Annotated in this window: 26 protein-coding genes; 14 read left to right on the top strand and 12 right to left on the bottom strand. The window is 70.8% G+C overall.

Annotated elements, in window-relative coordinates; all coding sequences use genetic code 11:
• Positions 1-3: 3 nt before the first annotated feature.
• The 3 genes from ABD120_RS02985 to ABD120_RS02995 all read right to left on the bottom strand — a co-directional run bounded on the left by ABD120_RS02985 (position 4) and on the right by ABD120_RS02995 (position 4766).
• Positions 4-678, bottom strand: a complete 675-nt coding sequence (locus ABD120_RS02985) for a TetR/AcrR family transcriptional regulator (protein WP_343948085.1) — start codon at positions 676-678, stop codon at positions 4-6.
• A 195-nt stretch (positions 679-873) separates the two neighbouring features.
• On the bottom strand, positions 874-3135 hold the full coding sequence (locus tag ABD120_RS02990; protein WP_343948086.1) for a serine/threonine-protein kinase: 2262 nt from the start codon (positions 3133-3135) through the stop codon (positions 874-876).
• Between the two features lie 317 nt (positions 3136-3452).
• Entirely contained in the window at positions 3453-4766 is a 1314-nt protein-coding gene (locus ABD120_RS02995) for an FAD-binding oxidoreductase (protein ID WP_343948087.1), read from the bottom strand.
• Positions 4767-4865: 99 nt separating this feature from the next.
• On the opposite strand from ABD120_RS02995, the gene ABD120_RS03000 reads away from it, so the two are divergent.
• The gene (locus tag ABD120_RS03000) at positions 4866-5429 is read left to right on the top strand and encodes a hypothetical protein (protein ID WP_343948088.1); all 564 of its coding nucleotides are present in this window, start codon (positions 4866-4868) and stop codon (positions 5427-5429) included.
• Positions 5430-5435: 6 nt separating this feature from the next.
• On the opposite strand, the gene ABD120_RS03005 is transcribed toward ABD120_RS03000, so the two are convergent.
• Both ABD120_RS03005 and ABD120_RS03010 read right to left on the bottom strand, forming a co-directional pair.
• The gene (locus tag ABD120_RS03005) at positions 5436-6638 is read right to left on the bottom strand and encodes an aspartate aminotransferase type Ic (RefSeq protein WP_343948089.1); all 1203 of its coding nucleotides are present in this window, start codon (positions 6636-6638) and stop codon (positions 5436-5438) included.
• Between the two features lie 56 nt (positions 6639-6694).
• Positions 6695-7252 carry a hypothetical protein gene (locus ABD120_RS03010; RefSeq protein WP_343948090.1) on the bottom strand — a complete coding sequence of 186 codons (558 nt, stop codon included), beginning with the start codon at positions 7250-7252 and terminating at the stop codon, positions 6695-6697.
• A 115-nt stretch (positions 7253-7367) separates the two neighbouring features.
• On the opposite strand from ABD120_RS03010, the gene ABD120_RS03015 reads away from it, so the two are divergent.
• On the top strand, positions 7368-10112 hold the full coding sequence (locus ABD120_RS03015) for an immune inhibitor A domain-containing protein (protein ID WP_343948091.1): 2745 nt from the start codon (positions 7368-7370) through the stop codon (positions 10110-10112).
• Positions 10113-10150: 38 nt separating this feature from the next.
• A complete protein-coding gene (locus tag ABD120_RS03020; protein ID WP_343948092.1) occupies positions 10151-11089 on the top strand; it encodes a diacylglycerol/lipid kinase family protein in 939 nt (312 codons plus the stop codon).
• Positions 11090-11287: 198 nt separating this feature from the next.
• Here the strand turns inward: ABD120_RS03020 and ABD120_RS03025 are convergent, their stop codons facing one another.
• From ABD120_RS03025 to ABD120_RS03040, 4 genes are all read right to left on the bottom strand, one after another.
• Positions 11288-11806, bottom strand: a complete 519-nt coding sequence (locus ABD120_RS03025; protein ID WP_343948093.1) for a hypothetical protein — start codon at positions 11804-11806, stop codon at positions 11288-11290.
• On the bottom strand, positions 11803-12027 hold the full coding sequence (locus ABD120_RS03030; protein ID WP_343948094.1) for a hypothetical protein: 225 nt from the start codon (positions 12025-12027) through the stop codon (positions 11803-11805). Before ABD120_RS03030 ends, ABD120_RS03025 begins: the two co-directional genes overlap by 4 nt.
• A gap of 96 nt (positions 12028-12123) precedes the next feature.
• A complete protein-coding gene (locus ABD120_RS03035) occupies positions 12124-12642 on the bottom strand; it encodes an ATP-binding protein (protein ID WP_343948095.1) in 519 nt (172 codons plus the stop codon).
• Entirely contained in the window at positions 12639-12965 is a 327-nt protein-coding gene (locus ABD120_RS03040; protein ID WP_343948096.1) for a hypothetical protein, read from the bottom strand. Before ABD120_RS03040 ends, ABD120_RS03035 begins: the two co-directional genes overlap by 4 nt.
• A 278-nt stretch (positions 12966-13243) precedes the next feature.
• Here ABD120_RS03040 and ABD120_RS03045 point away from each other — a divergent pair, with 278 nt between their 5' ends.
• Together ABD120_RS03045 and ABD120_RS03050 are read left to right on the top strand one after the other, a co-directional pair.
• Positions 13244-14065 carry a helix-turn-helix domain-containing protein gene (locus ABD120_RS03045; protein ID WP_343948097.1) on the top strand — a complete coding sequence of 274 codons (822 nt, stop codon included), beginning with the start codon at positions 13244-13246 and terminating at the stop codon, positions 14063-14065.
• On the top strand, positions 14047-14274 hold the full coding sequence (locus ABD120_RS03050) for a DUF397 domain-containing protein (RefSeq protein WP_343948098.1): 228 nt from the start codon (positions 14047-14049) through the stop codon (positions 14272-14274). The genes ABD120_RS03045 and ABD120_RS03050 overlap by 19 nt, the downstream gene beginning before the upstream one ends.
• Positions 14275-14502: 228 nt before the next feature.
• Here ABD120_RS03050 and ABD120_RS03055 read toward each other — a convergent pair whose 3' ends face one another.
• Together ABD120_RS03055 and ABD120_RS03060 are read right to left on the bottom strand one after the other, a co-directional pair.
• Positions 14503-15285 (bottom strand): SWIM zinc finger family protein, encoded by a 783-nt coding sequence (locus ABD120_RS03055; RefSeq protein WP_343948099.1) that lies wholly within the window; start codon positions 15283-15285, stop codon positions 14503-14505.
• 1 nt (position 15286) lies between these two features.
• Positions 15287-18346: a DEAD/DEAH box helicase gene (locus tag ABD120_RS03060; protein WP_343948100.1), complete on the bottom strand. Its 3060-nt coding sequence runs from the start codon at positions 18344-18346 to the stop codon at positions 15287-15289.
• Between the two features lie 146 nt (positions 18347-18492).
• On the opposite strand from ABD120_RS03060, the gene ABD120_RS03065 reads away from it, so the two are divergent.
• From ABD120_RS03065 to ABD120_RS03105, 9 genes are all read left to right on the top strand, one after another.
• On the top strand, positions 18493-18834 hold the full coding sequence (locus ABD120_RS03065) for a hypothetical protein (protein ID WP_343948101.1): 342 nt from the start codon (positions 18493-18495) through the stop codon (positions 18832-18834).
• The gene (locus tag ABD120_RS03070; protein ID WP_343948102.1) at positions 18831-19070 is read left to right on the top strand and encodes a hypothetical protein; all 240 of its coding nucleotides are present in this window, start codon (positions 18831-18833) and stop codon (positions 19068-19070) included. Before ABD120_RS03065 ends, ABD120_RS03070 begins: the two co-directional genes overlap by 4 nt.
• A 42-nt stretch (positions 19071-19112) precedes the next feature.
• Complete coding sequence (locus ABD120_RS03075; protein ID WP_343948103.1) at positions 19113-19475, top strand: hypothetical protein; 363 nt, start codon at positions 19113-19115, stop codon at positions 19473-19475.
• Between the two features lie 36 nt (positions 19476-19511).
• Complete coding sequence (locus ABD120_RS03080) at positions 19512-20219, top strand: DUF1838 family protein (RefSeq protein WP_343948104.1); 708 nt, start codon at positions 19512-19514, stop codon at positions 20217-20219.
• Entirely contained in the window at positions 20216-20635 is a 420-nt protein-coding gene (locus ABD120_RS03085; RefSeq protein WP_343948105.1) for an HIT family protein, read from the top strand. The genes ABD120_RS03080 and ABD120_RS03085 overlap by 4 nt, the downstream gene beginning before the upstream one ends.
• A gap of 50 nt (positions 20636-20685) precedes the next feature.
• The gene (locus ABD120_RS03090; protein WP_425563921.1) at positions 20686-21792 is read left to right on the top strand and encodes a sensor histidine kinase; all 1107 of its coding nucleotides are present in this window, start codon (positions 20686-20688) and stop codon (positions 21790-21792) included.
• A gap of 61 nt (positions 21793-21853) precedes the next feature.
• The gene (locus tag ABD120_RS03095) at positions 21854-22591 is read left to right on the top strand and encodes a LytR/AlgR family response regulator transcription factor (RefSeq protein ID WP_343948108.1); all 738 of its coding nucleotides are present in this window, start codon (positions 21854-21856) and stop codon (positions 22589-22591) included.
• A gap of 8 nt (positions 22592-22599) precedes the next feature.
• Positions 22600-22950, top strand: coding sequence for a hypothetical protein (locus ABD120_RS03100; RefSeq protein WP_343948109.1), 351 nt, complete (start codon positions 22600-22602; stop codon positions 22948-22950).
• The gene (locus ABD120_RS03105; RefSeq protein WP_343948110.1) at positions 22947-24431 is read left to right on the top strand and encodes a sodium/solute symporter; all 1485 of its coding nucleotides are present in this window, start codon (positions 22947-22949) and stop codon (positions 24429-24431) included. Before ABD120_RS03100 ends, ABD120_RS03105 begins: the two co-directional genes overlap by 4 nt.
• Here ABD120_RS03105 and ABD120_RS03110 read toward each other — a convergent pair.
• A complete protein-coding gene (locus tag ABD120_RS03110) occupies positions 24421-25395 on the bottom strand; it encodes a LacI family DNA-binding transcriptional regulator (RefSeq protein ID WP_343948111.1) in 975 nt (324 codons plus the stop codon). The two genes, ABD120_RS03105 and ABD120_RS03110, sit on opposite strands and share 11 nt — an antisense overlap.
• Positions 25396-25401: the final 6 nt, after the last annotated feature.

The raw sequence follows: 25401 nt of genomic DNA on the forward strand, positions 1-25401 counted from the left end.
CGATCACGGCCCCTCCTCCGCTGCTGTGGCCGCCGCCGATGAGGGCGCTGGTGTTGACTGGGTAGTTGTTGACGGTGGTGTCAATCCGATGGCGCCCGCCCACAGCCTGGTCAGCAGCGTGACGGCGGTCTGCTCGTCGGTGTGTTCCCCGAGATCCAGCCAGACGTGGGCGAAGTGCTCCACCATGCCGCCCAGCATGATCGCGGTCAGCCGGGGGTCGAGCGACGGGTCGGCCAGTCCCTGTTCCTGGAGCCTGCGTAGCCCTTCGGCGCCGCGTCTGACGAACACCTCGCGCAGGTCGAGAAGGAGAGCCGCGAAACTCTGCTCGGCCGTCGCGGCCTGCTCCAGCATGCGCACCAGCCGCGAGTTGGCCGACCAGGCGCGCAGGTAGAGCCGGTTGGCGGCCTCGATCCTGGCGTGCGGATCGCCCGGGACACCGGGCCCGACGACGCTCGCCGCGAACATCTCCCCGACGACCGCCGCCGCGACCTCGCCGAACAGCTCTTCCTTGGAATCGAAGTAGGTGTAGAAGGTCCCGTGGGACACGCCCGCCCGGGTGCACACGTCGTCGATGCGGACGGCGTCGTACGGCGTCTCCTCGAACGCCTGCCGCCCGGCTGCGAGCAGCGCCGCCCGCGTCTTCCGCCCACGTTCCGTCCGCACCGACCTGACGATCACGTCAGGAACTGTACGCCTGTCCCCTCGCCGCGAACAGCCCCGCCGCCTCCCGGATCCGGCCGTACCCGGCTCGGGCGGCGCTCGGCCCGGTCGGGCGATGACCGAATCGGGTGCTGAAACGGCTGGGCCCAGCCGGTCGAGAGTCGAGCCGGCCGGGCCCGTGGTCGTCTGGGAGACGTTTCCCGTGAGAAGGGCTCAGCCGCAGTGGCTCCAGCCGGACTTCCAGCTCAGGCTGCCCCAGGAGCCGCCCCACATCACGCACTTCTTCACGGCCGGCAGCCGGACCGGACCGGCGTAGGCGGTGAACGAGCCCGGGTTGGCGCCGCTGCTCCCGCCCTTGACCTGCAGAGTCGCGTTCATCGACACCTTGCCCGGGTACTGCAGCCGCGACAGCGTCACCACGCAGTTCTTGCCCTGCGCGGCGTTGTAGGCCAGGTAGACGGTCGCCTTGTCACCCAGCGCGCGCGAGTTGACGACCTTGTAACCGGATCCGCACACCCCCAGCGCCGTGTACGGGTTCGGCTTCGTCGAGGCCGTCGGCTTGGGAGTCGGCTTCGGCGTGGGTTTCGCCGTCGGGCGGCTGGTGGGCTTGGTGACGGGCTTCGACGGCCGGGCGGGCGCCGAGGTGTTCTCGGAGGTCACCGGCTCGCCGCCGGTCGGCTCCGGGCTCGGCTCCACCAGGTTGGGGGACTTCGTGCGGGTCTTCGTGGGGGTCGCCTTCTCGGTCGGCTTCCGCGTCGGCTCGTCCTGTTCGGCGGGCTTGGCCGGGGTCGACTGCCGGGTACGCTCCGGCGATGCCGTCTGCCGAGGGTTCGCCACCACCGGCTCCTTGGCCGGGGTGGACGCGTCCGGCTCGGGCAGCGGCTCCAGCGTCGGGTTGTCCCCGCCGTCCCCGCCCACGTCCGCCTTCTCGGGCTCGACCGTGGGCAGCGCGCTCGGCTCCTGGCTCGGTACGACGGGAACCTCCGACTGCGGCGGCTGCTCCACGGCGCTCGACCCGTCACCGGACCTCGCGGCGTTCTGCTCGCTCGACCCCTGGGCGTTGACCAGTTCGAGCGGAGTCTTCTCGCCTCCCTGAGAGGCGATCACGACACCGCCGACGACCAGCAGCGACACGACCGCCACACCGGACAGCGCGTACGTCAGCGTCCGCTTGCCCTTGGAGCCCGGGTCCTTCTCTCCCTGAGCCTTCCGTCCGGGAGCCCCGCTCTGCGGCGGCACTCCGCCCTGCCCGGGCGCCCCCGGCATCCCCGGCACCGCGAACGGCGCCTGCTGCCCGGCCCGCCCAGACTGTCCCGGCTGACCGGGGCCGTGCGGCCCCTGCGGCCCGCCGTGAGGCTGACCCACGTGGGGCGGCACACCCTGCTGGGGTACACCGGACTGGGGTACGCCGGGCTGAGGTGCGCCGTGCCCAGGCGCGCCGCCCTGCGAGGCTCCCGGCTGAGCAGCCAGGTGCTGAGGCGGGAACCCGCCGGGCACGCCACCCTGCGACGGCATGCCACCGGGGGCGGCACCCGGCAGCATGGGCGCGCCTGGCGTGGATCCGCCGGGCCCGGGCGCACCGGCGCCCTGAGCCCCACCCATACCCGAGCTGTCGGGGACGGCTCCCGTGAAGCCGGGCGTCGGCTCCACGGCGGCCTTCGGCACCGGCTGGCCGGTCAGGAAGACGATGATCTCGTTGGCGCTGGGCCGTACGGCCGGATCCTTGGACAGGCACCGGGCAACCAGCTCGGCCATGGCCCCGTCCAGGCCGATGATCTCCGGCTCCGCGTTGAGGATGCGGTTCATGACGACGGGGATCGAGTCCGCCCCGAACGCCGGCTTGCCGGATGCCGCGAACACCATCGTGACGCCCCAGGCGAACACGTCCGCCGCCTCGGACACCGGTGCCCCGCTGAGCTGCTCGGGCGCCAGGTACGACGGCGTCCCCATGGCCATCCCGGTCGCGGTGGCACCGGGCGCGTCCAGCGCGCGGGCGATGCCGAAGTCGATGACGACCGGACCCTCCGGCCCCATGAGCACGTTGGCGGGCTTGAAGTCGCGGTGCAGGATCCCGGCCCGGTGGATGGCGGCGAGCGCGGTGGCGGTGCTGATGGCCAGGCGCTCCAGGGCGGCCCCCCGGCGCGGCCCCTCACGGTCGACGAGCTGCCGCAGCGACGGGCCGGGCACGTACTCGCTGACGATGTACGGCCTGCTGCCCTCCAGGTCGGCGTGGAGCACGGGCGCGGTGCAGAATCTGGCCACCCGCTGGGCGACGGCGACCTCACGCAGGAACCGATCCCTGGCCTGCGGGTCGGCCACGAGTGCCTGGTGCAGCAGTTTGACGGCGACCTGCTCGCCCGAGGGCCCCCGCCCCAGGTAGACGATGCCTTGACCGCCTTCACCGAGCCGGGAGACGAGATCGTATTCGCCCAGCCGTCGAGGGTCGTCCGCCGCCAAAGGCGGGTTCTCGTTCACGTTTGCCCCCGTATGTCTTCTGCCATTTGCGGCAAAAAACTATCAGTGCGGCACTTGATGCGTCTGCCAACACGGCAGATCGTTCATGTTCGTCCCGTCTGACGGATTTGCAGGTTCACGCATCAGAGCAGGTGGCCGCCCGCTTCACCGGAGAGGTCACGTCTTGGTGAACTCCTGTGTCGGGGCGCCGAAACGGCGGGCGGGATCCGCGCCCGGTAAGCGTCCCCCTGGACAGGGCCCGGCCACGGACGGCGGGCGGCGCGTCCGTGGGCCGGGCCGTGACGACCACTCCGGGCGGCCACCGACGACGGCGCAGGTCAGATCGCCTTGCCCGGGTTGAGGATCCCCAGCGGGTCGAACGCCGCCTTGATCGAATGGTGCAGGTCGCGCACCACCGGCCCCGCCTCCATGTCCAGCCAGCGCCGCTTGAGGACGCCCACCCCGTGCTCACCCGTCAGAGTGCCGCCCAGCGACAGCGCGTGCGTGAACACCTCGTCGGTCGCCGCCCACACCTCGGGCGGCGGCTCCACGGTCCCGTGCTCGAAGACGAACACCGGGTGCAGGTTCCCGTCTCCGGCGTGCGCCACCGTGCAGATCCGCACCCCGTGCCTGACCGCCGCCGCCTCGATCGCCCCGATCATGTCGGCCAGCGCCGAGCGCGGCACGCACACGTCCTCGACCAGGCACGCTCCCAGCCGCTCCTTGGCCTCGTAGGCCATCCGGCGCACCCCGATCAGCTGCTCCGTCTCCTGCGGCGACGACGACACCGCCACGAACGTGGCCCCGTTGGCCGTGCACAGCTCCTCCATGCGCGCCACCGCCGCCTCGCCGTCCGAGGCGTCGGACTGCCCGATGAGCATCGCCATCGTCTCGGCCTCCAGGCCGATGTTGCGCATGTCGTCGATGGCCTCCAGGGTCGCGCGGTCCAGCAGCTCCATGAGCGACGGCTGGCAGCCCGCCGCCACGATCGCCGACACCGCCGCCCCCGCCTCCCGCAGCGAGCCGAACTCGGCCGCGAACGTCGCGGGCGGCCGTTGCGGAGCCCGCCGGAGCCGTACGGTGGCCTCGGTGATGACCCCGAGCGTGCCCTCGGAGCCGACGAGCAGGCCGGTCAGGTCGTAGCCGGTCACGCCCTTGAGGGTGCGGCGGCCGGTGTTCACGACCCGCCCGTCGGCCAGCACCACCTCAAGTCCGAGCACGGAGTCCCTGGTCACGCCGTACTTCACGCACCGCAGCCCGCCCGCGTTGGTCGCGAGGTTGCCGCCGATCGTGGAAATCTCGTACGAGGAGGGATCGGGTGCGTACATCAGGCCGTGCTCGCGCGCCGCCCGGTCCAGGTCGGCGGTGATGACGCCGGGCTCCACGACCGCGATCTCGTCGGCGGGCGACAGCTCGCGGATCGCCGTCATCTTCGCCAGCGACAGCACGATCGAGCCGTCACCCGCCGTGGCGCCGCCGGCGAGGCCGGTGCCCGCGCCGCGCGGCACCACGGGCACCCGGTTCTCCGTGGCCCACCGCAGCGTCGTCTCGACGTCCTCGCGCGAGGTGGCGAGGACCGCGCCCAACGGCTTGCCCGGCTCGACGAAGGTCCGGTCACGGGCGTAGGAGTCGATCACGTCGGAGTCGGTCACGACGGCACCGCGAGGGAGGCGGGCTACCAAGGCATCAATCAGGCTCACAAGACAACGATACGGTTTGCGCCCGACGTGCCTTACAGCCAGACTGCCCGCGTGGAAGTGAAGTGCCCGGTATGTTCGCAGGGTGATCGGGTCGCCTCGGTGCCGGGTGTGGTCGCCGCAGGGACCGCCTACCGCATCGGCAGGGTGCGGCTGCCGGGTCTCCGGCAGGTTCCCGACCTGCCGACCGAACCCGGCGTCGGTCTCTCGACCCACCTGATGAGCAGGACCCAGCTCGCGCTGTGGCTGTCGTTCCCGAGCCGTCACTACACCGGCTGGAGCCGCAACCAGGGCTATCTCGCGCTGCTGCTGGCCGGGCTGGTGCACGTGGTCGTCTCGCTGGTGCTCGCCATGAACCGCACCTCGGGCTGGGCGGAGGTGCTGCTGGCGCCGTTCTGCCTGACCGGGCTGTTCTGGGTGCTCGGCGGGCTGCTGGTCGTGGGCGCGTACGGCAGGCGCAAACGCGACACCGCCGAGGCGCCCGCCCGCGAGCGCGCCCTGGAGGTGTGGGAGGGCCTGTACTACTGCGCCCGCGACAACGTCGGCTTCGAGCCGGGGGTCGGGGTCTCGTTCCATCCGAGCGAGACCCGTGAGTACATCTTCGGCTTCCGGCGCTGAGCGGGCTCAGCCCTGCTCGGCCACCAGGCGCACGCACACCGCCAGGCCCGAGATCGCCTGCTCCAGCTCCGCGAGGTCGGGGTAGGTGGGGGCGATGCGGATCGTCCGGTCGTCGGGGTCGGTGCCGTAGGGGTGCGTGGCCCCGGCCGGGGTGAGCGCGATGCCCGCCGCCTTGGCCTTCGCCACGACCTCGCGGGCGCGCGGCACCTCCAGGCTGATGAAGTAGCCGCCGTGCGGGCTGGTCCAGGTCGCCAGGCCGCCGAGCTCCTTGGTGAGGACCCGGTCGACGATCTCGAACTTGGGCGCGATCAGCTCGGCGTGCTTGCGCATGTGCGCGGCCACGCCGTCGGCGTCGCGCAGGAACTCCACGTGGCGCAGCTGGTTGATCTTGTCGGGGCCGATGGACTGCTTGGCGGTGTTGGCCAGGAACCAGGCGACGTTCGCCGGTGAGGACCCGAAGAAGGAGATGCCGGAGCCCGCCAGCGTCACCTTCGAGGTGGAGCCGTAGACGAAGACGCGGTCGGGGTTGCCGTGCTGCTCGGCCAGCGCCAGGATGTCGGCCAGTTCGGCGGGCCGCTCGCTCAGGTGGTGGACCGCGTAGGCGTTGTCCCAGAAGATCCGGAAGTCGGGGGCGGCCGTGGGCATGGCGGCCAGCCGCCGTACCGTCTCCTCGCTGTAGACGATGCCCGACGGGTTGCTGTACTTGGGCACGCACCACATGCCCTTCACCCCGGCGTCGGCGGCCACGAGGCGCTCGACCACGTCCATGTCGGGGCCGTCGGCGGTCATCGGGACGGCCACCATCTTGATCCCGAACCGCTCGCAGATCGTGAAATGCCGGTCGTAGCCGGGCACCGGGCACAGGAACGTGATCTCGCCCGCCTCGATCCACCGCCGCGCCGCGCCCGGAACCTCGGTGAGCAGGGCGTGCACCACCGTGTCGTGCATCAGCGTCAGGCTGGAGTTGCCGCCGACCACGAGCTGCGCGGCGGGCACCTGGAGCAGCGGGCCGAACAGCTCACGCGTCTCGGCCAGACCCTGCAGGTTGCCGTAGTTGCGGCCGTCGGTGCCGTCGGCGGCCGTGTGGCCGGTCGGCAGCCGGAGCAGGTCCTCGGACAGGTCGAGTTGGCGCGGCGACGGCTTGCCCCTCGTCAGGTCGAGCTTGAGCCCCTGCTGGACCAGGGCTTCGTAGTCGCGCTGCACGTTCACGTGGTCTCCTCCGATCGGGTCGATACGAAGGATAGAAGACGCGGGGGCGCCGGGGTTCAGCACCCGCCGATCCGGCAGAGCCTGGCGGACATCTTCTCGGCGTCCTTCAGGTGGGCGGCCATCGTGCGCAGCGGCTTGGCCCGGTTGGCGAGGTCCCAGTAGAGGGCGATCGCCGAGCCGCGCCGTACCGCGACGAACTTCTGTGTCTGCGGCAGTTCGCCCTTGAGCCTCAGGATCCCGGCGACGGCCTCGTCGCCGATCTTCGGGCGGGCGGGAGTGATGTCCTTGCAGCCCTTCATCAGCGTCCGCATCCGGGCCATCATGGTCCGGGCGCCGCTCGCCTTGGAGAAGACGAAAACCTGCTCGCCCCGCATGGCGTTGGTCTCCTCGCCGCCGCCGATGTCGCGGTCGTAGGTCAGGTCCCGTCGGGCGGACCAGCCCTTGAGCCCGGCCCTGGTGCACTGGGCGTTCCAGACGTCCTCGTGCTCGGGGTTGTCGAGGACGGTCCAGGTGGCGCTCGCCGCCCGCGCCTGCTTCTCGTGCAGCAAGAAGTCCTTGGGGATGCCGGGCGCACCGCTCAGCAGTCCGGCCGTCACGACCAACGCCGTCAACATCGAAACCTCCGCCCAGCAGGTGATCTTCCGCGAGGGACCTTACCGCCTTGTCGGGAAAATCACGTTTCAACAAAGGGCTTTACGTCCCCTTTACTGGGGGCTTACCGTCCGCTTTGTGCCAAGCAGACGCTACTTAGCCACAGTCCCGGCGATCACCCTCCTCGCCGCCGGACTCGCCGCAGCCCCTGCCGACGCCTCGATCGCGAGGTACGAGCCCGGCGCGGCCGACTACTACATCAACTACGCGCCTCCCCGGGTCGAGAAGACCCCGGAGGAGCCGCCGGCCCCGGGCTCCCCGCAGGCCCGCACCCTGTCACCGGCGCAGCGCTTCGACCAGAAGTTCCGCAGCGGCAACCCGGTCGCCGGGCGGGTCCTCGCCGCCAGGGAGAACGAGGCCATCAAGACCGGGCGCAACCCCGCCGAATGGCTGTTCAAGAAGTCGAAGCAGACCAAGACCGCCAAGCTGCTGACGCTGCTCGTCGAGTTCAACGAGAACGCGAACGACGACTTCTCCGGCTTCAACCGTCTGCGCACCCCCGACAGCGAGCCCACCGACTGCGTCGTGGAGCCGCCGGGCACCAAGCTGAACGGACCGCTCCACAACCGCATCCCGGACCCGGGCAAGCACGCCCAGAAGGACAACAACTCCTTCTGGGTCAAGGACTTCAGCCCCGAGCACTTCAACAAGATGCTCTACTCCGACACGGGCATCACCGAGCGCGTCCGCACCGACCTGAAGGACCCGCGCGACGGCAAGCCCGGCATCGACATCTCCGGCCACACGCTGAAGAAGATGTACGAGGAGATGTCCAAGGGCGCCTACTCGGTCGACGGCTCGGCCGTCGGCTGGATCAAGGCCCCCCACTCCGAGGCCTGGTACGGCGCCGCGGCCTGCGGCGGCGCCCCGCAGGACATGTCCGGCCACCCGGACAACCCCCTCGGGGCCGGCCAGCTCGCCATCGACGCCGTCGACGTCCTCGCCAAGACCCAGCCGAACTTCCCCTGGGCCGACTACGACATCGAGGACACCTCCGACGCGGACGGCGACGGCAACTTCGCCGAGCCCGACGGCGTGATCGACCACCTGGTGCTCGTCCACGCCGGCAAGGACAAGTCCGCCGACGGCGGAGCCGAGGGCACCTACGCCATCTGGGCGCACTCCAGCGCCGTCGCCGGCGGCTACCAGGTGCCGGGCACCGACAAGAAGATCTCCAACTACATCGTGCAGCCGGAGGACTCCGGCGTCGGCGTCTTCGCCCACGAGTACGGCCACGACCTCGGCCTGCCCGACCTGTACGACACCAGCGGCCAGGCCAACTCCTCGGTGGACTTCTGGGACCTGATGTCCAGCGGCAGCCACTCCGGCCCGATCTTCCAGTCGATGCCGACGCACATGGGCCTGTGGGGCAAGTGGGTGCTCGGCTGGGCCGACCCCAAGGTGCTCAACCCGGGTGACGCGAGCAAGCTCGTCGCCGTCGGCCAGGCCTCGCGCACGCCGAAGGGCACCGAGGACGGCATCCGCGTCAACCTGGCCGGCCAGCCGCTGCAGATGATCTCCCCGCACGGCGGCACCAAGATGTGGTGGTCCGGCATGGACCAGGAGTGGGCCAACGTCAAGGTCACCCGCGACGTGCAGGTGCCGTCCGGCACCGACCTCCGGTTCTGGATGTGGAACAACTACGAGATCGAGGCCGACTGGGACTACGGCTTCGTCGAGGTCTCCACCGACGGCGGCACCACCTGGGCCCAGCAGAAGGTCTTCAACGAGGCGGGCGCCGAGGTCAGCACCCCCGACGACTACCCGGACCCCAACAAGAACCTCAAGACCTTCGGCAACAAGAAGTACGGCCTCACCGGCGACACCAACGGCTGGCGGCACGACTACGTCGACCTGACCCCGTTCGCGGGACAGGCGGTCAAGCTCCGCCTGGCGTACAACACCGACGCCGCCTCCACCCCGCGCGGCTGGCACGCCGACGACTTCCGGCTCACCGCCGGCGGCACGGTCGTGTGGAGCGACGACGTCGAGGGCGGCGAGAACGGCTGGCGCGCCCAGGGCGGCACCTTCACCAACACCAGTGGCCAGGGCTTCACGATCAACAACGGCCAGCGGGAGATCTCGCGCTTCTACCTGGCCGAGTGGCGCAACTTCGACGGCTTCGACAAGGGCCTGCAGTACGCCTACGACACCACCTACTCGCGCGACGGCGCCTGGAAGGTGGAGAAGGTCAAGTACAACGCGCCCGGCCTGCTCGTGTGGCTGCGCGACTCGTCGTACACCAACAACGTGCTCGCGCCCAACCTGAACCTGCCGCCGAGCATCGGCACCAAGGGCAGCCTGCTCATCGTGGACTCCCACTTCGACCCGCTGCGCCGCTCCGGCGCCGCGGCGGCGAAGGACCCGTCGCGGCACAAGAACATGGAGGGCCGCTCGCAGAGCTCCAACGCCGCCTTCTCCTTCAACCGGACCCACCCGTTCAAGGAGTGCCTGGAGGCGCCGAACGAGCCGTTCAGCGAGTACTGCACCGACGTGGCCCCGCTGAAGGGCGTGCCGAACTTCACCGACGCCAAGACCTGGTACCCGGGCCTGGAGTTGCACAACGGGTCGCTGTTCTACCGCGACTTCGACAGCTCGGTGGTCGTCCCCGCCAAGGGCGACCAGCAGTACAGCACCAGGGTCGTCAACTTCGACGGCACCCCCGCGCCGGAGCTGTACGGCACCGACATGGGCAACGGCCACAAGCTCGGCACCGGCAACCCCGGCGACGAGGGCAAGGCGCTGGGCGTGCAGTTCAAGCTGGTCTCACCCCTTCCGGCTAACCTGGGAGCGATAGTCCAGGTCGTCCCGCCGAAGAAGTGATCGTGGGGGCCGCCCCGGCGGCCCTACGATGAGAGACCATGAGCGACGTTAGGACCAAGGCAGAGCACACCGAGGCCATCCGGCGCGACCGCCGGGTGGCCGTGGTGATCAACACGCGCTCGCGCCGCGGCCGCCGCCACTACTTCGAGGCGCTCGACCTCATCCACGCGCAGGGCTTCGAACCACTGGCGGAGTACTCCGTCGTCAACCCCAAGCGGCTGCGCGACCGCCTCGACCGGGCGCTCGCGACCAAGCCCGACCTGCTGATCGTCGGCGGCGGCGACGGCACGCTGTCGTCCGCCGTCCGGCACATCGCCCACCGCGACGTCGCGCTGGGCGTGCTGCCGCTGGGCACCACCAACAACTTCGCCCGCAGCCTCGGCCTCCCGCTCGACCTGGCCGGGGCGATCCGCGTCTTCGACAGCGGCAAGGTCGCCGACATCGACCTCGGCATGGCCGACGACCGGCCCTTCGCCAACCTGGCCAGCTTCGGGGTGTCCGTCGAGGTCGCGGGCACCGTCAAGCCGTGGCTCAAGCGGCTCATCGGCCGGCCCGCCTACCCGCTCACCGCCCTCACGATCCTGCCGGGGCACCGGCCCTTCCGCGCGGTCATCACCGTGGACGGCCAGCGCCACGAACTGCTCACCCACCAGCTGAACATCGCCAACGGGCGCTTCCACGGCGGCTGGCAGGTGGCCAAGGACATCAGCATCGACAACGGGCTGCTCGTGGCATACCAGCTCGGGTCGGGCAAGAAGCTGCGCCTGCTGGGCGAGACGCTGGTGCGGGCGACGACGGGACGGTGGCGGAGCCTGGCGGGCGGGCCGTTCGTGATGGGCCGCGAGATGCTGCTGGAGACCGAGCCGCCGATGGCGGCCGACGTGGACGGGGAGGTGCGCCTGCGCACCCCGATCCGGCTGCGCGTGGTGCCCAACGGCGTCCGTGTGATGGTCGAGAAGTCCTTCGTCGATCGCTGACGTCACGGCTCAGAGCGGCCGTACGGCACGCTGCCACACGGGCCGGTACATCTGCGCGCGATGCGCGTGGATGTGCTGGAACTTGAGATCCTCGATCACTTCCACGGTGCGCTTGCGAGCGCCGACCCGCCATCTCACCCCGCCCGCCGTCGCACCCGCGACCCCGTCATGGCACCGGACATTCACAAACGGGCCGGATCACACCTCCAGATCAGGCCCGCGGGCCCGCGCCAGCGGCGCCAGCCACGCGCACTGCACACAGGTACGCGGAAGCGCCGCCGACCAGCGCATGGGATGACGCCCCCGCCACGCAGCACGGGCCTTCAACCCGCACAACGTCGGAAGAGGCTGCTCCACCACACGCGGCACATCCGCGAGCGCGTGCAGCACCCGCCCGCGATCTCCCGCCACCCCGCAGCACAGGACCTCCGCATACGGGACGAACACCGGCGGCGGTTCCCACCGTTCCAGATCCAGGAGCGAGAACCGCCAGACCTTGCGTCGGTCCACCTCTTCGTCCAGGCGCACCCGAGCCCACGAGTCACCACGGACCAAGAGCACCACCCCATGCATGCCGACCAGGTTCGCCGCCCACTCGCCCGCCGTCGCCGCCGTGTCACCGTCCTCGACGTCCACGACCACCACCCAGTCGCCCGGCTTCACGGCCCGCCCCCGACGCCCCGCCGTGTCGCCGTCCGGCCCCCGGCCATCCGTCACCGGCCGGACACCCCAGACCGCGACCCCGCCGTGTGTATCGTCTCGGCCACGGCCTGAACCAGGTAGACCGCCCAAAGGCCGAGGAACCACATGCCCGGCACCCGCACCACGGACGGCCCCCATATCCCGATCCCTGCCAGCGCAGCGCCGAACAGCGAGTACGCCGTGAGACGGATCACCGTCCACACCCGATCCTGCGAGAACCGTGTGATTTTGAGCATCAGAGACTCCTAACGTTGGTTGATCGAAATGACGGAAGGGAACCCGGTCGGCCCCGTTGGCGCGGGACCGACCAGGACAGAGCGACCACACGAGGCTTACGCCCGGCAGCCCCGGACGGGCCGCCTCCTTCGCGGGCGCGGAACCACCAGGGAGACGGGCATCGGCGGCGCTGTACCGGCGTCCAACTCGGCCCAAACCACCCGACCACCCCCCATCGCGCCCGTCTCCATGACCCCCCAGCGACTGGCCAGACCGGCCACCAGCAGTAGCCCCCGCCCGCCCTCGGCCGACTCAGACACCGGCCGCAGCACGGGGTACGCCGCCGAGCCCGCATCGTGCACGGCCACGGACACCACCGCCCGCCCCACGTCGGTCGTCTCTCGCCAGACCTCCACCGTGAAGACCCCGCCGGGACGCCCCGACGCCGTGTGACGAACCGCGTTCCCGGCCAGTTCCCCCAGCACAGCCGCCGCGTCCTCGACCAGGCTCGGGAGACAGCCCACACCCGGAAGGGTGAGCCCCGCGCACTGCCGAACCACCCGCACCGACAGTTCGGTGCCCGGCAGCGTGAGGTCCATCGCCAGCCCCGACGCCAGCCCCGCCCGCCCCGTCACCGCCCGAGCCCCTCAAGCACGATCATGGGTGCCTGTGGGTTCAGAGCCTTCACCCAGTCGGCCGGACAGTGGCTCCACGAAAACCACCACTCTCCGCTATGCACCATCGCGCGAACGATCTTTGACCCGGCCGCGCTCAGAGTCGGAAGACGGATGAACATCTCACGGCCAACGGGCATCTCGACCGTGACCATGACGCCCAGATCACACAGATCCCACGCCAGCCGCAGCAGGTGAATGAACCGATGAGTGTCCGGGTTGTGCCTAAGCGCCTCGATCGAACCGTGCTGCCACGGCATGAGCGAGGCTTTATGCTGTGCCACAGGTCGCGCACCTCCAGTTGTGCGATCGAGGACCCGTCCAAGCGCCGCCCCAAACGAGCTTGGCGGGTCCGCTTTCTTGTCACAGAAACTCCACGGCAGATAGAAGACTGTCGCTTTGTGTCGCGCGCCTCCACCTTGCGCCTGATGACAACTAGAGTGCTCTACATCATGCTCAACATGTAGACAAAGAGAGCGACAGTCGAATGACAATGGCTCACATAGATGTAGTTGCCTTGTCATCTTCTGTAATCGACCGCTACAGCCGTGTGAGGTGGATCGTGACTGGTGGAAGTTCCAGCCCTACTGCACAACAGCGCTTCGGCCGAGAGCTTGCCCGTGTCCGTCGCGATGCAGGGCTCTCCCAAAAGCGTCTCGCGGCCAAGCTGGGCGTCTCGGGTTCGCTCGTCGGTCACATCGAGATCGGCGACCGGAACCCCAAGCCCGACCTCGCGGCACGTTGCGACGACGTCTTCGGCTCCGGCGATCGATTCGCACGCCTCTGTCGAGCCATCGACTCACCTGTAGGCCCAGGGTGGTATATCCAGTGGGTTGACGAGATCGAACCAAACGCCAAGGTGCTCAGAAGCTGGGACCCGATGCTGATTCCGGGTCTCCTCCAAACAGAGTCATACGCCCGAGCGATCTTCCAAGGCGACCTATCCGCGCCGAACCAAGAGATCGAAGAGCATGTGCAGGCCCGAATGCAACGAAAGATGATCCTTGATCGCGGCGAGCTAGAGGCATGGTTCCTTCTCGACGAATGGGTTGTTCGCCGCCCAATCGGTAGCAATCAGATTATGGCAGACCAGCTAGAACACCTAGTAGAGTTCGCAGAGCGACGAAACGTCACAATCCAACTTGTCCCCGTAGACAGCCCGTGTACAGGTGGGCTCATGAGCGCCTTCACCATCGCCGAACTTCCGGATGGGCCAGCCGTCGTGTCCGTTGATTCCGCAGCCAAGGCCGAGGTGTCGGCGGACCCAGATCTCGTGTCGCGGAGCTGGATTCGGTATGACAAACTGCGCTCAGAAGCGTATCGTCCGGGCGAAACGCTCAAGATGATCAAGGAAGCCATAGGCCAATGGATGCACAAAACGTAACCATCGCTGATCTCTCCCGCGCCGCATGGAAGAAGAGTTCCCGCAGTGGCAGCAACGGCGGGCAGTGCGTTGAGGTCGCAACCAACCTTCCCGGCATCGTCGCAGTTCGTGACAGTAAGAACCCCGGTGGCCCTGCTCTCATCTTCACGCCAGGTGAGTGGTCGGCTTTCATCGGGGGAGTTATGGACGGGGAGTTCGGCAACCCCTAGACAGTGGGTATGAATGGGCCTCCGTCACACGGCGACGGAGGCCCATATGCATGCCTCGCTTGCCGGGATGAGACTGGCTGCCCCAGCCAGCGTGAGATCAGGTGAGTTTTCCCAGCTCAGGACACAGATCAGCCTCTTGATCAAGGCCCTGTGTCATCCCCGGAAACTAGCCCCGAAACGGGGTTAGTTCTTCCAGGGGCACGCTTCTCTCGCCCGGCCGAACCGCCGTCACGACTCCGGTGGCTGCGCGACGTCCTCGGAGAACCTCCGGTAGGCCCGGCCGAGCGGATGGGCGAGACCTTCCGGGGGCGGGACCAGGCGCAGCAGCAGGTCCGGTGTGACCGCCGGGCGCGGCGGCGGCGGGCGGAGCGGGCCCGACGGGGTGAAGAAGTCGTGCAGCCGGTCGGCGAAGGGGATGTCCGAGGGCGCCTCCGGGGGCAGGGAGCCGAGCAGGTCGTCCTTGGAGCGGCCGCGCCAGGCCAGGACCAGGAACGGGTCGTCGTCGAACGACTCCGCCAGCAGGTACAGGACCGCAGACAGGTGCTTGCACGGGTGGCCCGGATCCGGGCACGAGCACCGCATGTCCAGCTCGCGCGGGAACAGGTCGAGGCCCAGCGCGGCGAAGAGCTCCTCGATCTCCGGCGGCATCTGCCCGGCCAGCAGCCGTGCCCGGTGCACCGCCTGCTCGGCGATCGCCGTCTCGACCGCGCGCCACCGCTCCTCGGTGAACGCCTCGATCCGCACCGACACGGAGTACGGCCGGGGCCGCGACCCCTGCACGGCGGCCGTCACGACGCCGGGTTCCAGGTCGATCGACAGCACCTGCCCCTGCCGGGCGTAGGCCCGGCCCCGGCCGAGCCGTCCCCGGTCGCAGACGCGTTCGAGGAGGTCGACGAAGCGGCGTGACCACCACGACGCGCCGATGGTGCCGCGCCGGGTGCGCGCCCGCAGGCCGCCGTGCACCCGGATCGGGGCCGCACGCTCGTACCGGCCGTCCCTGCTCTGGGGCATGTCAGCCCACCGCCCGCTCGTCCAGCCGGAACAGCTCGCGCAGCCGGTCGGTGGACAGGTCCGCCAGCCAGTCCTCGCCGCTGCCCACGACCCGCTCGGCCAGCGCCTTCTTGCGCTCGATCAGCTCGTCGACGCGCTCCTCCACGGTCCCCGCGCAGATCAGCTTGCGCACCTGGACGTTCTTGCGCTGCCCGATGCGGAAGGCGCGGTCGGTGGCCTGGTCCTCCACGGCCGGGTTCCACCAGCGGTCGAGGTGGATCACGTGGTTGGCCGCCGTCAGGTTGAGTCCGACGCCCGCCGCCTTCAGCGACAGCAGGAACACCGTCGGCTCCGGGTCGTCCTGGAAACGCGCGACGAGCCGGTCGCGGTCCTTCTTCGGCAGCCCGCCGTGCAGCCACGGCACCGGACGGCCGAGCAGCCTGGCCAGGTGCGGCCGCAGCATGTTGCCGAACTCGGCGTACTGGGTGAACACCAGCGCCTTGTCGCCCTCTGCCACGATCTCCTCCGCCAGTTGCTCCAGCCGCGCCAGTTTGCCCGAGCGGCCGTCGAGCCGGGAACCGTCCTTGAGCAGGTGGGCCGGGTGGTTGCAGACCTGCTTGAGCCGCGCCATGGCGGCCAGCACCAGGCCGCGCCGCTCGATGCCCTCGCAGGAGTCGATCCGCTCCAGCATGTCGGTGACGACGGCCTGGTAGAGGGTGGCCTGCTCGGGGGTGAGCGGACACCACTCCTTGATCTCCAGCTTCTCCGGCAGGTCAGATATGACCGATTTATCGGTCTTGAGGCGGCGGAGGACGAACGGCTCCGTCGCCCGCCGCAGCGCGAGCGTCGCCTGCTGGTCCTGCCGCGCCTCGATCGGCTCCTGGAAGCGCGTCCGGAACCGCTCGCGCGAGCCCAGCAGCCCCGGGTTGCAGAACTCCATGATCGACCAGAGCTCCGCCAGATGGTTCTCCACCGGGGTGCCGGTCAGCGCCAGCCGGGTGGCGGCCGGGATCGACCGGGCCGCCCGCGCCTGCAGCGTGCCGCTGTTCTTGATCGCCTGCGCCTCGTCGCACACCACCCGGTGCCACGCCACGCCCTTCAGGGTGTCGAAGTCGCGCTGGGCCGTACCGTAGGTCGTGATCACCAGGTCGGCGCCGTCGATCAGCGCGGCGTCGCGCCCCGCGCCGTGGTGGGCGTACACCCGCAGCTCCGGAGCGAACCTGGCCGCCTCCCGCTGCCAGTTGCCCACCAGCGACATCGGGCAGATCAGCAGCGTCGGCCGTGCCGCCCGCTCGTGCACCAGCAGCGCCAGCGTCTGCACCGACTTGCCCAGCCCCATGTCGTCGGCCAGGATCGCGCCCAGCCCCAGCTCCGACAGGAACGCCAGCCACGCCAGCCCCCGCTCCTGGTACGGCCGCAGCTCCGCGGACAGCCCTGACGGGGCCGGGACCGGCCGCAGCCGCCGCTCGGCCTGACCGGACAGCAGGTCGCCGAGTACGCCGTCGGCGTCCACCTCGACCAGCGGCAGCTCACCGTCCTCGCCCCTGACGACCTGCCGGAGGATCTCACCGGCGGGCAGCCGTCCGTCCCTGTCGCCCTCGACGGCCCGCAGGGCGGCACCGAGCCGTCGTTCGTCCAGCTCCACCCACTGCCCGCGCACCCGCACCAGCGGCACCTTCAGCCGGACCAGCTCGGCCAGTTCCTCCTCACTCAGCGTCTCGTCGCCGATCGCCAGATCCACCCGGAAATCGACCAGTTGCTCCAGCCCGAGTCCCTGGCCGGTGGCGGCCGATTGCCGCTGCGCGGTCCGTGCGGTCAGCCTGAGCCCGAGCCGCCGCGTCCCCGCCCAGCGTGGCAACTGCACGCCGAACCCGGCCGCCTGCAGCAGCGGCGCCGCCTCCCGCAGGAACGCGTGCGCCCCGGCCGTGTCCAGCGTCAGCCGCATCGGCTGCGGCTCGCGCAGCGCGGGCTCCAGCCCCGGGTAGAGGTTGACCGCCCGCCCCAGCCCGGCCAGCAACTCCCGCTCCGGCCGAGGCGGCAGCCCGGGGACGGGCTCGCCGCTCCACACCCGCTCGGCGGGGACGTAGAGGCTCGGATCGTCGGCAGACTGCAGCGCCAGTTCCACGACCCATCCCGGTTCCCCGCCGCTTCCGGGCCCGTCTGACGGCTCGGGCCTCTGAGACGGCTCGTGCCCATGTGACGGCTCGTGCGACGGCGGGGGTTCGATCGCGGGTGCGGGTGCGGGTGCGGGTGCGGGTGCGGGTGCGGGTGCGGGTTCGCGGAGGCGGAAGCTGACGCGGGTGCCGGTGTCGGTGCGGGCCACCGTCCGGTGCCAGTGGGCGAGGAGCCCGCGCAACTCGGGTACGTCGGCACAGGCGGGATCCGAGGCGGTCAGAGCGGCGAGCCACCGGTCGCGTGGCGTGCGCGGACGGGCGACGATCGGCTCGGTGAACGCGGCCCTGGCGTGCGCGTCGGCGAAGTGGTCGAGCGCCTCGCGCAGCACGTCGGCCGACGGGCGTTCGACGGCCGCCGCTCTGCAGGCGGGTGGCATGGCCTCGGCGAGTTCGCGGAAGTGCGCGGCGTCGCCGCCGATCACCACCGCCCGCCACAGGGCCCGCGCGGTATCAGGGGGAACGGCCCACATGTCCGTGATCTCGGCGGTGTCGTCGGCGACGAGGTGGGGGAGGACACGGCCGCGCCGTACGAGATGCCCGGCGAACTCCGTGACCGCCGCCCAGTAGCGCACGGTCGAGGAGGTGTGCAGGGGGATCGCCCGCAGCGCGTCGGCGGGGGAGAGCACCACGGCGGGTACCCGCCACGACCGGATCCGGGGCCGCGCGACGTCGGACAGCACCCCGGTCTCCGGCGAGGGCAGCGGCGCCGCCGCCGACCCGGGCAGCAGCATCTCCAGCTCACGGGGGTCCGGCTCGTCCCGGAGGGAGTCGCCGAGGAGCAGCCGCGTCAACGCCCCCGTCTCGACCGCGAACGGATGCCGAGGACGCCCCTTCGCCCCGGCGGCGGCCGGGTCCTCGGCCCAGAACGCGAGCCCGTCACCCGCCCACACACCCTGCACCACCAGCACCAGGGCAGGTTACCCGGCTCCCACGACCGCCGGGTGCCATTCGAAAGGCCGAATCGTGGTGGGAGCTTTGCCCGCATATGCCGTCGAATCCCACCAGGACGGTTACAACCAAGTGAGGAGGCAGAGCCGAAGGGGAGGGCGGGCCGATGGCACAACGCGAGACCGACTGGGAGTACGCCGACGAACCCGCCGGATACGTGGGCGCGCACGAGGCCGTGGTCGGGGAGGAGACCGACGCCACGTCCATCAACGTCCCGCAGATCCGGGAGGGCGCGTCCAGACGCGCCCGCGAGGGCCAGGAGGCGCGCAGGCCCGACGAGACCTTCGTCGCCGCCACGCACCGCGACGAGCCCGGCGACGTCCTGGACGTGACCGGCGAGGCGGAGTCGAAGGCCGTACGGCGCCGCGCGGAAGCCGCCAGCCCCGAGGAAGCAACCGAGGACGCGCTGGAGACCGACCTGCGCGGTCGAACAGGGGGAACACCGTGAGCAAGGACATTTCCGAGAAGACCCAGACGGCCAAGGAGAACGCCCAGGCCGCCAAGGAGAAGGCCGTCGTGGCCGCCGACGCCGCCATGGACAAGGCGGGCGAGCTCGCGGGCAAGGCCAAGGACTCGGCCGTCACCGAGGCCAAGAAGCGCCCCCTGCTGGTCGTGGCCGCGGTCGGCGCCGTGGTCGCGCTCGTCGTGCGCCGCCTGATGCGCGGCAACAGGAGCCCCAAGTAGGCCACGTCGGGCACCGCCTGACCGGCCCGGTAACCTTCCGGGGTGAGATTCCGGACCGTCGCCGCCGCCTCCCTGGCCCTCCTCCTGACCGGCTGCGGCTCAGGCTCGTGGGTGAGCGACCACGGCACCGTCTTCAAGGGCACGACGGGTCGGACCGTCCCGGTGGAGCTGACCTCCGGCCAGCGCTTCTCGCTCGCCGTCCCCGCCGGTGGCACCGGATGGTCGCTGGCCGACCATCCGGACCCGGTCGTGGCCTCCTACATCACCGAGGAACTCGACGGCGGCACCGCCTACTTCGTCTTCAACGCCAAGCAGAAGGGGCAGACGCAGGTCCAGCTCCGCGACTGCGACCCGTGCGAAGGCGCCCCGGCAGGGGAAGCCGCATTCCAAATCACCGTCAAGTGATTGAAACCGGCACCCAGGTCGGACAGGCTTGCGCCCATGGACTTCATCCGCGTGCGCGCCTCGACCGACGGGACGCAGACGCTCTCCTGGTGGACCGGAGACGTGTACGGGTGGCAGGACGGCGACGGCCCGCACCACCTGTTCGGCTTCGAGGGGCTCAACGCGGCCCGTGCCGTACAGGATGAGGACGGCTGGCGGTTGCTGACCAGAGAGGCCGCCGTCTACCTCGACCCGAAGACCCGTGAGATCCTGCACACCTGGGACAACCCGTTCACGGGCGCGTCCGACGAGGTCATGCACGTCTTCAACGACCCGGTCAACCAGCGGCTCGGCCACCACCAGGTGCCGACGACCCGGCTCGGCGGCCAGGTGGTGTTCAACGTCGACCTCCGGCTGGCCTACCCGTCGCCGCTCAAGGTCGCCGAGTTCCCCGACAACTCGGCGAGCGACACCTACCGGTCGATGGAGCTGTTCCAGTTCTTCTGCACGGCCGAGGACCTCGACAGCGGCCTGGCCGACGTGCCGAGCGTGTTCTCCTGGTGCCGGATGTCGCCGTGGCTGCCATGGATGGCGATGGGCTCGCGGCCGGGCGCGCTCGTCTACCACTGCCGGGGCGGCAAGACGGAGGAGATCCCCGAACGGCTGCGCGAGCACGTCGGCGAGCACTTCCTGCGCGCCCCGGCCGAGTGGAGCGCCCCCAACGTGACGAGCTGGACGGCCTTCGCGGCCAGGGCGCGCGGTTGAGCGCCGACCTGTTCTGCGAGATCGCCTCGGGGGAGCGGCCCGCCTTCGTGGTCCACGCCGACGACGTCGCGGTCGCCTTCCTCGACGCCCGCCCGGTCTTCAAGGGCCACGTACTGGTCGTGCCCAGGGCTCATGTCGAGACGCTGGCCGACCTGGAGGAGGTCGGCCCGTTCTTCGAACGCGTCCAGGCCGCCGCCCGCGCCGTCGAGGAGGGCCTGGGCGCCGACGGCACCTTCGTCGCGATGAACAACCGGATCAGCCAGAGCGTCCCCCACCTGCACGTCCACGTCGTGCCCCGGCACCGCAAGGACGGGCTGCGCGGCTTCTTCTGGCCGCGCGTCAAGTACGCGTCGGAGGAGGAGGCGCAGGAGTACGCCACCCGGATCGGGACGTCGTGGAAATCGCCATCGGGCTGAGCATGGCGGTCGTGCTGCTCGGCGTGCCCGCCATCGTGCTGTGGCGGGTCATGCGCGGCCGCCGTGAACTCGGCACCAGCGCGGCCGAGCGGGCCACCTTCGAGACCCTGCACACGGCCTCGGAGGCGGCGCCGCCGCTGCGGGCCGGGCTGACCTCGGAGGGCGCCCAGAAAGCCTCCCGCCACCTGCGCGAACTGCTCGGCTCGCCCGCCCTGGCCATCACCGACGGCGAGCGGCTGCTCGTGTACGACGGCGTCGGCGACCACCACGCGGGCGCCGCCCTCGACCACGCGGCGGCGACCCTGCGCGACGGCCGTACCCAGGTGCTCCCGGTCGACTGCGAACTGCTCGAATGCCCCATCAGGTACGTCGTGGTCGTCCCGCTGACCACCGACGAGCGGATCGTCGGCTCGCTGGCCGCCTACGGCCCGCACGCCTCGGCGGGCCTGGTCCGCGCCGCCGAGGAGGTCGCCGGCTGGATCGACTCGCAACTCCAGCTCGCCGAGCTGGACCACTCCCGCACCCGCCTGATGGAGGCCGAGGTGCGGGCGCTGCGCGCGCAGATCTCCCCGCACTTCATCTACAACTCGCTGACCACGATCGCCTCCTTCGTGCGCACCGACCCGGAGCGGGCGCGCGAACTGCTCCTGGAGTTCGCCGACTTCACCCGCTACTCCTTCCGCCGCCACGGCGACTTCACCACGCTGGCCGAGGAACTGCGCTCGGTGGACCGCTACCTGACGCTGGAACGTGCCCGCTTCGGCGACCAGCTCCAGGTGACGCTGCGGATCGCCCCCGAGGTGCTGCCGGTCGCGGTGCCGTTCCTGTGCCTGCAGCCGCTCGTCGAGAACGCGGTGCGCCACGGCCTGGAGAGCAAGAACGGCGTTGGCCGCATCACGATCGTGGCAGAGGACGCCGGGGCCGAGTGCCGCATCAGCGTCGAGGACGACGGCCTCGGCATGAACCCCGAACGGCTGCGGCTGATCCTGTCGGGCGAGGTGGTCGGAGAGGGCGGCGTCGGCCTGGCCAACGTGGACGAGCGGCTGCGCCAGGTGTACGGCGACGAGTACGGGCTGGTCGTGGAGACCGGGCTGGGCGCGGGCACCAAGGTCAACGTCCTGGTGCCGAAATACCGGCCGGGAGTTTCCGCACGGTGACCGTGATGTGACGGGCTTGACGCCTCTTGCCGGTTTCATCACTGTCAATGGAAGGAGTGTTGTGACTGGATTGCGCGTCCTTGCGGTCGACGACGAACTCCCCGCCCTTGAGGACCTGGCCTACCTGCTGCGCGCCGACCCCCGGATCGCGGAGGTGCTCACCGCCCGCGACGGCGCGGCCGCACTGCGCCTGCTGGACCGGGGCATCGCCGACGGCCGCCCGATCGACGCCGTCTTCCTCGACATCCGCATGCGCGGGCTCGACGGGGTCGTGCTCGGACGGCTGCTGGCCCAGTTCGCCAACCCGCCCCGGGTGGTGTTCGTGACCGCGTACGAGGAGCACGCGGTGGACGCCTTCGAGATCAAGGCCGAGGACTACCTGCTCAAGCCGGTACGCCCCGAGCGGCTGGCCGAGGCGATCCGCCGCGTCGCCCTGTCCGCGGACGTCACCGTCGACGCCGAGGAGAGCGACACGATCCCGGTCGAACTCGGCGGGGTGACCCGCTTCGTGTCCTCGGCCGACGTCGTCTACGTGGAGGCCCAGGGCGACTACGCCCGCCTGCACACCCAGAGCGGCACCCACCTGGTGCGCATCCCCCTCAACACGCTGGAGGAGCGCTGGGCGGGCGCCGGTTTCGTCCGTGTCCACCGTAGCCACCTGGTCGCGGTCAAGCACATCGAGGAGTTGCACATCGACTCCGGCCGCTGCACCGTGAGAGTCGGCCGGACGGAGATCCCGGTGAGCCGCCGCCACACCCGCGAACTGCGCGACCTGCTCGTGAGGCGGGCCAAACGATGAACCGGCGCGTGACCGTCACCAGCCCCCGCACCGCCGCCGCGCGGCGCAGGCGCTACCCCGTCACCCGCGAGATCGACGAGCAGACCCGCGTCGGCGAGGTGTACATGGGCTCGCTGCTGCGGACCCAGTTCCGCCTGGCGATGTTCGTCTGCACGGTGCTCGGCTGCGTCGTCGGCGGCCTGCCGCTGCTGTTCCTGCTGCTGCCGCACCTGCGCGACCTGCACCTGCTCGGCATCCCCCTGCCGTGGGCGGTGCTCGCGGGTCTCATCTACCCGGCCTTCGTCATCGGCGCCTGGCTGTACGTCAGGCAGGCCGAGCGCAACGAGCGGCACTTCGCGGACCTGGTCGAGCGGCCGTGAGCCTGGCGGCCGTCGTGGCGGTGGTCGTGGCGACCGTGCTCATCGGCGCGTTCGGCCTCCGCGTCTCGCGCACGACGTCCGACTTCTACGTCGCCTCCCGCACGGTCAGCCCCCTCTGGAACGCCTCGGCCATCGGCGGGGAGTACCTGTCGGCCGCCTCCTTCCTCGGCATCGCCGGGCTCATCCTCACCTACGGCATCGACATGCTCTGGCTGCCGGTCGGCTGGACCGGCGGCTACCTGGTGCTGCTCGTGCTCGTCAGCGCGCCGCTGCGGCGCTCGGGGGCGTACACGCTGCCGGACTTCGCCGAGGCGCGCCTGGAGTCGATGGCGGTACGCCGGACGGCCGGCGTGCTCGTGGTCCTGATCGGCTGGCTGTACCTGATGCCGCAGTTCCAGAGCGCGGGCCTGGTGCTGCGGACGATCACCGGCGCCCCCGTCTGGGTGGGCGGCGTGCTGGTGGGCCTGGTGGTGGCGGTCAACGTGCTGTCGGGCGGGATGCGCTCGATCACCTTCGTGCAGGCTTTCCAGTACTGGCTGAAGCTCAGTGCGCTGCTGGTGCCGCTGGTGTTCCTGCTGCTGGCCTGGCAGCGGGACGGCGCGCCGGGGCTGAGCCCGCAGGACGTCGTGAGCTGGCAGGTCCCGCTCGGCAGCGGCAAGGAGTACGGGCTGTACTCGACGTACTCGCTGATCCTGGCGACCTTCCTCGGCACGATGGGACTGCCGCACGTACTGGTGCGCTTCTACACCAATCCGGACGGACGGGCGGCGCGGCGCACCACCCTCGTCGTGCTGACCCTCCTGGGCGCCTTCTACCTGCTGCCCGCCGCCTACGGCTGGCTCGGCCGCCTGTACATGCCGGACCTGGCCCGCACCGACGCCGTGGTGCTCACGCTGCCCGGCGCCATGGTCGGCGGCGTGCTCGGCGACGTCCTGACGGCGCTGGTGACGGCGGGCGCGTTCGCCGCGTTCCTGTCGACCTCGTCGGGGCTGACGGTGTCGGTGGCGGGTGTGATCGCCCAGGACCTGCTGGGCGGCGGCGTGCGCTCTTTCCGCATCGCGACGCTGCTGGCGGTCACGGTGCCGCTGGGGCTGGCGCTGTGGGCGCGGGCGCTGCCGGTCGCCGACGTGGTCGGGCTGGCGTTCGCGGTGGCGGCCTCGTCGTTCTGCCCGCTGCTCGTGCTCGGCATCTGGTGGCGGCGGCTCACGGTGACCGGCGCGCTCGCCGGGCTGTTCGCGGGGGGCGGGCTGGCCAGCGGCGCCGTACTGGCCACGATCATCGGCGGCCCGTACGACGGGCTGCTCAACGCGCTGCTGGCCGAGCCCGCCGCCTGGACGGTGCCGGTCGCCTTCACGGTCATGGTGGCGGTCTCGTTCCTCACCCCGCACCGGGTGCCGCCGGGGGTGGCGCGGACCATGGTGCGCCTGCACACGCCGGAGGCCCTCGACCTCGACAGGGGCGACTGGCGGCCTAAGGGCTGAGCTCCCCGGACCCGCGTACCACCAACTCGACCGGTACGGTCACCCGCCGGGGCCGCTCGGCCGGGTCGAGCAGCAGGTCGACGGCGGTGCGGGCGACGCGCCCGAGGTCGTAGCGCACCACGCTCACCCCCGGGCTGAACACCTCGGCCAGCGAGAAGTCGTCGAAGCCCACGAGCGCGGGCCGCTCCGCCCGCTCGCGCAGCGCCTGCAGGACGCCGATCGCGGCCCGGTTGTTGGTCGCGAAGAACGCCGTGGGCGGGTCGCCGAGGTCGAGCAGCCGTCCGACCTCGCGCGCCACCCGCCACGGCTCGAAGACGCCGTGCACGATCAGCTTCTCGTCCGGCTCGCCCATCACCTGGCGGAAGCCGGTGGCGCGATCGTGCACGGAGCTGAGCGCGGGCTCGTCGGAGACCAGCGCGATGCGCCGGTGGCCGTGGGCGCGCAGGTGCTCGGTGGCCAGGCGCCCGCCGCGCAGGTCGTCGAGCAGTACCACGTCGCGGTCCTGGCCGGCCGGGAGCCGGTCGACGAAGACCGAGGTCAGCCCGCCGAGCCGGTCCATCCAGGCGTGGTCGCCGCCGGAGGGGACCACGATGAGGGCGTCGACGCCTCTGGCGTGCATGGATTCGACGAGCATGCGCTCGCGCTCGGGCCGCTCCTCGTAGGAGCCGAACACGACGAGCGCGTCGTGCTCGGCCGCCGCCGCCTCGACGGCCTTGGCCAGCCGGGAGTAGAACTCGTTGGAGATGTTCTCCACGACCAGGCCGATGGTGAGCATCGTGGCGCCGCGAGCCAGCCGGGCGGCGGCCTCGTTGCGGCGGAAGCCGAGCGCGCTGATCGCCGCCCGCACCCGCGCGAGTACGTCGGCGCTGACATGCGGCTCCTGGTTGACCACCCGGGAGACCGTCTTGAGGCTGACCCCGGCCCGCCTGGCGACGTCGGCCATGGTGGGCTTGCGCGCTGTCATAGTCTC

The sequence above is a fragment of the Nonomuraea longicatena genome (genome assembly GCF_039525605.1).
GTDB classification, from domain to species: Bacteria; Actinomycetota; Actinomycetes; order Streptosporangiales; family Streptosporangiaceae; genus Nonomuraea; species Nonomuraea longicatena.